The organism is Armatimonas sp. (genome assembly GCF_964826245.1).
In genome coordinates, this window is sequence record NZ_CBAYMC010000305.1 from 1 (window position 1) to 4,286 (window position 4,286).

At 61.1% G+C, this 4,286-nt stretch carries 2 protein-coding genes and 1 pseudogene; 2 read left to right on the forward strand and 1 reads right to left on the reverse strand.

Annotated elements, in window-relative coordinates; translation table 11 throughout:
- Window positions 1-391: pseudogene (locus AC1XOS_RS20225) on the forward strand (exo-alpha-sialidase); the annotation flags it as partial.
- Window positions 392-603: 212 nt separating this feature from the next.
- Complete coding sequence (locus AC1XOS_RS20230) at window positions 604-1,176, forward strand: discoidin domain-containing protein (RefSeq protein ID WP_481964021.1); 573 nt, start codon at window positions 604-606, stop codon at window positions 1,174-1,176.
- 32 nt (window positions 1,177-1,208) lie between these two features.
- On the opposite strand, the gene leuS is transcribed toward AC1XOS_RS20230, so the two are convergent.
- Complete coding sequence (gene leuS, locus AC1XOS_RS20235) at window positions 1,209-3,971, reverse strand: leucine--tRNA ligase (RefSeq protein WP_481964022.1); 2,763 nt, start codon at window positions 3,969-3,971, stop codon at window positions 1,209-1,211.
- Between the last annotated feature and the right edge of the window lie 315 nt (window positions 3,972-4,286).

The following is a 4,286-nucleotide window of genomic DNA, read 5'->3' on the forward strand; positions in this document are numbered from 1 at the left end:
GACCGCAACCTTCGACCCCGACACAGGCTTTTTTTCGTTCCCCGGCGGCGCGAAGAAGTTCGCGATCCGCTGGGACAAAAAGAGCAAGCGCTACTGGAGCCTAGCGAGCATTGTGGACGAAAAATACCGGGCTCCTGATCCCGGCAAGATTCGCAACACGCTCGCACTGACCTGCTCCGCCAATCTGCGTGACTGGGAGGTGCGCTCGGTGATTCTCTCCCACCCGGACACGGTCCACCACGGTTTTCAATATGTCGAGTGGCTCTTCGATGGCGACGACATTATCGCCGCCTGCCGCACCGCCTACGACGATGACTTTGGTGGGGCGCACAACAACCACGACGCCAACTATCTCACCTTCCACCGCATCCCAGGCTTCCGCACGCTCTGAGTACTAGCGCTGGAGGCGCACCTGTCCACCACGTAGAGCAAAACGAAGCACCGCTCCGGCGGGAAGCTCAGTGCTGGCATCGTAGCGTAGAGTTGCGGTCGAGGGACTTGTCTGGGTTCCATAGCTCGCACTCTATCCCCGTGGCGTTACGGCTACGTTACAGACGCTTGCAGGATGCGCTACAATAACGAAAGAAGTTTAGGAGAGAACTCATGCCACTGCCTTTTTTTATCCCGCTGATCCTGACCCCGCTCGTCTTTGCCGTCGCTAAGAAAGTGACGGATAAAGCACAGGAGGAGGCGGACGCTGCCAAAGCCGCTGAAGCACCAGCCGTTGCCGCTGACATCCCCGAGGTCTCCCCAGAGCCCCTCGCGATCGTTGAGGAGCCAGTGGCTGTGGAGCCCATTGTTTTAGACGCCGCCTTGCCGCTCTTTCCCCTCACTGCCTCCAGCGCCACGGAAGGCCACGAGGCAGTGCTTGCGGGCGACAGCGATCTGGAAACTTTTTGGCAGAGCGCCGAGCCGCGTGGCTGGCTCCAGCTCACGCTCCCGAGCATGCAGGAAGTCCAGCGCGTCACCCTCTCCGAAGCAGGCGGCGAGCAGATCCAGCTCTTCGCGGTCGAGTACCGCCTCACCGATGATGGCCAGTGGCGCACGCTCTTTGCCGGGGAGAAAATAGGCGCGTTGCTGGTCGAGGAAGTGCCGCCCACGCTCGCACAAGCCGTCCGTGTCCAGATCCTCGCCAGCGATGCCCCTCCCGCTATCGCAGAGTTCGCGGTTGCGTAGGGCCTGACCGGGGGCCTGAAAGGCCCCGCCGTCTAGTTTGCGACGATATTGACGAGCTTGCCGGGGACGACGATCACCTTGCGGATGGTCTTGCCCTCCAAGTCGGCGCGGACTTTCTCGCTGTCCCGCGCGACGGCTTCAAGCGCGTCGTTGCTCAGCCCTGCGGGAAGCAGGAGCTTCTCGCGGACTTTTCCATTGACCTGCACCACGACCGTCACTTCGTCATCGGCGGCCAGCGACGGATCACTGACGGGCCACGGGCCACGAAAGAGGAAGCCCTGGCCACCCAGTTTCTCCCAGAGCTCGTCGGCCAGGTGCGGGGCGAGCGGGGCCAGTAGGAGGGTCAGCCCCTCAGCGGCTTCTCGTGCTGCGGGATGGGCCACGCCACCGGCATTACAGAACTTGCGCAGGGCATCGTGCAGGATCATCAGACCGGAGACAACCGTGTTGAAGCGGAAGCTCTCAATATCCGAAGTCACTTTCGCGATGGTCTGGTGGAGCTTTCGGCGCAGCGCTTTCACCTCGGCGTCGGGCATGGGGGCCCAGTTGTCAGGAAGATCGCCGCTCAAAACGGTCGAGATTGCCTCGGGCGTACCCGGTGCAGGCGGCGCAGAGACAATCCCACTCACCGTGTCCCAGACACGTGATAAGAAACGATACGGACCGTTCATGCGCTCCTCAGACCACTGAATCGAGTCCTCAAACGGCGCTTCAAACAGCACGAGGGTACGGAGCGAGTCCGCACCGTACTTTTCTGCCATCTCATCGGGGGTAACACTGGTGCCCTTGGACTTGCTCATCTTCATCCAGACGAACTCGACATTCACGGGCTCGATAGACTCAGGAGCATCCAGGGGGCGACGGATACGCTCGGCTGCCAGGGGCTTGTTGCCCTCGGCCTCCCAGCGCTTGATCCAGACATCGCGGTCGTAGGCAACCAAGTCATCGGGCTTGATGGACTTAAAGCCCTCAATGCCAGTCTCAGGATCACGCACCCGCTCCGACGGTGTCAGGGCATTGAGCATTCCCTGGTTGCGGAGCGCCTTGGCCGGCTCATTGGCTGCGGTCCAGCCGTTGTCGTAGGCGAACTTGGTGAAGAAGCGGCAGAAAAGTAGGTGCCCGACCGCGTGCTCTCGCCCCCCGATGTACATATCAATGGGCATCCAGTAGTCGCTGGCCTCACGGCTCCATGCCTGCTCCGCGTTGTGCGGATCGGCGAAGCGCAAAAAATACCAGGCTGAGTCTACGGAGCCTGCCATGGTATCCGTCTCGCGCTCGGCGGTCTGCCCGCACTGGGGGCAGACGACCTTCACCCACGCCTCCACACTGGCAAGCGGCGAGCGGCCATCGGGGCTGGGGCGGTACTCTTCCAGATCGGGGAGCTGCACAGGAAGCTGATCTTCGGGTACGGGAACCGTTCCACAGCTGGGGCAGTGGATCATCGGGATGGGCGTGCCCCAGTAGCGCTGGCGCGAGAGCAGCCAGTCGCGGAGTCGGTACTGGACTTTTCCTCGACCGTAGCCCTTCTCCTCCATCCAGGCGACAACCTTAGGAACAACCACGCTCTTGTCCTGCGGCTCGCCCGAGAACGGTGAGCCTAGGGACTCTCGAAAAACGCCGCCGCTGGCAAAGGCTTCGGTCAGCTCGCTCTCCGAGGGCGTATCGGCTTCGGCATAGACCAGCACAATCGGCAGCTCGAACTTGCGGGCGAACTCAAAGTCGCGCTGGTCGTGGGCCGGAACGGCCATGATCGCGCCCGTGCCGTAGCCCGTCAGAACGTAATCGGCGATCCAGATGGGAATCTGCACCCCATTGACCGGGTTGGTGGCGTAGGCTCCGGTAAAGACTCCCGTCTTCTCTTTGCCCTCCGCCGTTCGGTCTTCGTCGGACTTCTTCGCCGCCTCGGCAGCGTAGGCTTCTACAGCCGCTTTCTGGGCATCAGTCGTGATCTCCGCGACCAGTGGATGCTCAGGGGAGAGCACCATAAAAGTCGCACCCCAGAGCGTGTCTGGACGTGTCGTAAAGACGGTGATGCCCCCCCCGCCCCCGTCCGACGGGGGGGCTAGCTTGAACTCAACTTCCGCACCCTCGCTTCGTCCGATCCAGTCGCGCTGCTGGGTCTTGACACCCTCAGGCCAGTCGATCGTCTCCAGGTCATCGACCAAGCGATCCGCATACGCTGTCGTCTTCAAGAACCACTGGTGCATCATGCGCTTCTCAACCAGGGCCCCCGAGCGTGCGCCCCGGCCATTGACCACTTCGTCGTTGGAGAGCACGATTCGATCTTCGGGATCCCAGTTCACCGGGTAGCCCTGACGGTACGCCAGTCCTGCCTCATAGAGCTTGATGAAAATCCACTGGTTCCACTTGTAGTAGCCGGGATCTGTGGAGTTGATCTCACGGTCCCAGTCGTAGCTGACACCTAGAATATTAAGCTGCTTCTTATAGACCTCAGCTAGCTCGGGAACCGCCTGCTTGGGGTTCTTTTTCTTGCGAATCGCGTCCTGCTCGGCGGGCTGTCCGAAGGCATCCCAGCCCATGGGGTTGAGGACATTGAAGCCCTGCATCGCCTTGAAGCGGGCCACGACATCGCCGGGGACGTAGTTCTTGCAGTGCCCGACGTGCAGGCCAGAGCCCGACGGGTAGGGGAACATCACGAGCACGTAGTACTTCTGCTTGTTCGTGTCCTGCGTGGCCTTGTGCACCTTCGCATCCGCCCAGCGGGCCTGCCACTTCTTCTCAATCTCGCGGAACGGGTAGCGCCCGCCACTTTCGTCAATTACAGCTTCGCTCATAGTCGTATCCCCAAAGTATACCGCCTCTGTCGCCGGGGAGAGCTTGCCTGTTAAAATCGGCGCCTGTAAGCCTCGTTCCTCAGCTAAGAAATCGCTCTGCGATTAAACTTTCGGCGGATTCAATCGGTACAATAGCCTGTGAACCTACCGACTTCCTACAAGCGCGGGCATCTCTATGGCGCGGGGCTGGAGAGTGTCCGGCTCGAAACGGTGCCGCTGGAGCTGCCTAGCCCCGATGAGATTCTCGTACGCCACGATGCGTGTGGTATCTGTTTTTCTGACATTAAGATCATCAATCTCGGCGGCGAGCACCCG